The 953-nt window shown below is 51.9% G+C and carries 1 rRNA gene; it reads right to left on the bottom strand.

Annotation, left to right across the window (positions count from 1 at the left end):
* Positions 1–953 (bottom strand): 23S ribosomal RNA (locus ACRQQK_RS15490); the annotation flags it as partial.

The raw sequence follows: 953 nt of genomic DNA, 5'->3' as shown, positions 1-953 counted from the left end.
TTCAAAGCCTCCCACCTATCCTACACATGTAGGTTCAATGTTCAGTGCCAAGCTGTAGTAAAGGTTCACGGGGTCTTTCCGTCTAGCCGCGGGTACACTGCATCTTCACAGCGATTTCAATTTCACTGAGTCTCGGGTGGAGACAGCGTGGCCATCATTACGCCATTCGTGCAGGTCGGAACTTACCCGACAAGGAATTTCGCTACCTTAGGACCGTTATAGTTACGGCCGCCGTTTACCGGGGCTTCGATCAAGAGCTTCGACCGAAGTCTAACCCCATCAATTAACCTTCCGGCACCGGGCAGGCGTCACACCGTATACGTCATCTTACGATTTTGCACAGTGCTGTGTTTTTAATAAACAGTTGCAGCCACCTGGTATCTGCGACTCTCATCAGCTCCATCCGCAAGGGACTTCACCGTCAAGAGCGTACCTTCTCCCGAAGTTACGGTACCATTTTGCCTAGTTCCTTCACCCGAGTTCTCTCAAGCGCCTTGGTATTCTCTACCCGACCACCTGTGTCGGTTTGGGGTACGATTCCTTACAATCTGAAGCTTAGAGGCTTTTCCTGGAAGCATGGCATCAATGACTTCACTACCGTAGTAGCTCGACATCGTGTCTCAGCCTTAAAGAGAGCCGGATTTACCTAACTCTCAAGCCTACGCACTTGAACCTGGACAACCGTCGCCAGGCCCACCTAGCCTTCTCCGTCCCCCCATCGCAATTGTAAGAAGTACGGGAATATTAACCCGTTTCCCATCGACTACGCCTTTCGGCCTCGCCTTAGGGGTCGACTCACCCTGCCCCGATTAACGTTGGACAGGAACCCTTGGTCTTCCGGCGAGGAGGTTTTTCACCCCCTTTATCGTTACTCATGTCAGCATTCGCACTTCTGATACCTCCAGCATGCTTTACAACACACCTTCAACGGCTTACAGAACGCTCCCCTACCC

This window comes from Vibrio sp. C8 (assembly GCF_054051265.1).
Note: the sequence above shows the minus strand (reverse complement) of the source record. Positions and strands in the feature narration are given on the sequence as shown.